The following is a 1,851-nucleotide window of genomic DNA, read 5'->3' as shown; positions in this document are numbered from 1 at the left end:
CCTGCAGCACCAGCGAGGACGCGTTGACCGTGGCCGCCGCGCGGGCCAGCGGGGTTGCTCCGACGTTGCCGGCGTTGGCGTACGAGGTGGCGCCGATGCCGGTGACTCCTCGGCAGACGACTGCGATGACGGTGTTGGCGTTGGTCCAGGTGCCCGAGGCCTCCGCCCCCGAAGCGGCGATCCGGTATCCGATGGTGGCTTTGCCGTAGCTGGAGATGCCGCCGGTGTCGGCGCGGACCTGTGTCCACCCGGCAGGGAGTGTCGGCTGCACCGACCCGGACGAGGCGAAGGTCGTGAGTGCCACGATCAGGAGGAAGTCCCCGGCCTGATGCTCGGGCAGTGTCACCGATGTCGCGGACGCCGCCGCGGAGCCGATGAACTCAGCGTCCTCACCCGACGGCACCGACCGGCGGCCAGCACGGAACCGGGTCGCCGGGATCACGCCGTCACGTCCCCGGCCACGATCCACGCATTGGTCCCGCGTTTGCGCAGCGTCATCACCGCCCACTGAGAGGCCGACTTCAACCCAACCGCCGCATTCAGGGTCACGCCCGCGCCGGGCGCCAGGGTGACCTGACCGGCACCGGTCTGTACCACCTCCAGCACCGACCCCACCGGGAAGGCTACCGAGGCGTGCGGCGGCACCGTCACCGTCACCCCGGCCGCGTTCGCGCACTCGACCGCCTTCGCCGCGTCGGCCAGCACCAGTGTGTAGCTGGTTCCGGTCTGAGCGTTCACCGCCACCTGCTGAGCGGTGGCGATCGCCGACGACAGCCCTGCCGGCTGCACCGCAGTGTCGGCCAACCCGAGCGAGGTCTGCACCGCGGCCGCGAGCTTCGAGCCGAAGATGCCCGCCGCCGCGTTGATGTCAGCGTTGACGATCGCACCGTCAACGATCTTCTCCGACGTCACCGAATTGTCAGTCGGGGTTCGGGTATCGGTGAACCGGGAATCATTACCGGCCGCAACGGTATTGGCGGCGGTCCCCACCGGCAGCCGGGCGTACCCGACGGTGCCCGAGGTGATGTCAGAACCAGCATGGCCGTGCGCGGTCGGGGGACGCGCATCGGAGAGTCGCTCATCGTCACCCGGGCACGCCGTCGAGCTCGACGACCCCAACGCCAGATTTGATGTGCCCGCACCGATCACCGACCTTGCCGCGGCCGCGTTCGCCGCGACGATCAGGCCCTTACCGACGGCCGTGGCATCGGTGATGTCCTCAGACGAGACGGTGCCACCACCACCGCCGCCTGGTGGTGTCGACCAGACACCATCACCACGCAGGTACGTCGTCGACGACGGTGTCCCTGATGCGTCGATGTCGTCGACGTCATGGGTGTGCGCGGTCGGGGGACGCGCATCGGAGAGTCGCTCATCGTCACCCGGGCACGCCGTCGAGCTCGACGACCCCAACGCCAGATTCGATGTACCCGCACCGATCACCGACCTTGCCGCGGCCGCGTTCGCCGCGACGATCAGGCCCTTACCGACGGCCGTGGCATCGGTGATGTCCTCAGACGACACAGTGCCACCACCACCACCGCCTGCGTTGAGTTTGGTTTGGACCGCGGCCGCGAGGTCGGTCTCGGGAATCCCGGTCCCGGGCTTCTTGTACGCGGCGTCGGCGACGGTGGCGATGGCGTTGAGGTCGGTGCCGTAGACGGTGTCACCGGACTGCCAGTTCTTCTTGAGCGCCATCGTTCTATTCTCCTGCGCTGATCTGATATCCGTTGAGCCACAACGCCCCCGACACCGTCGGCGATGCCGCGACGTACGAGCCGGGTAGCCGGGTCATCGACTTCGCCGCCCCCGAGGCATCGACAGCGGCGACCACCACCGCCTCCGGGCCCT

The 1,851-nt window shown here is 68.8% G+C and carries 2 protein-coding genes; both read right to left on the bottom strand.

Annotated elements, in window-relative coordinates:
- Positions 1–442 (bottom strand): hypothetical protein (locus KDB67_RS22290; protein ID WP_291020745.1); only part of this gene is annotated, 442 nt, incomplete at its 3' end.
- Entirely contained in the window at positions 439–1,698 is a 1,260-nt protein-coding gene (locus KDB67_RS22285; RefSeq protein WP_291020743.1) for a hypothetical protein, read from the bottom strand. The genes KDB67_RS22285 and KDB67_RS22290, both read right to left, overlap by 4 nt.
- Positions 1,699–1,851: the final 153 nt, after the last annotated feature.

It is taken from the genome of Gordonia sp. (in: high G+C Gram-positive bacteria), from assembly GCF_020438995.1.
In the GTDB taxonomy this organism is placed as follows: Bacteria; Actinomycetota; Actinomycetes; order Mycobacteriales; family Mycobacteriaceae; genus Gordonia.
This window is presented reverse-complemented; position numbering and strand designations above follow the sequence as displayed.

Excerpts from the sequence above, each read along its gene's own strand:
- KDB67_RS22285 (WP_291020743.1), bottom strand. The coding sequence starts at position 1,698 with ATGGCGCTCAAGAAGAACTGGCAGTCCGGTGACACCGTCTACGGCACC.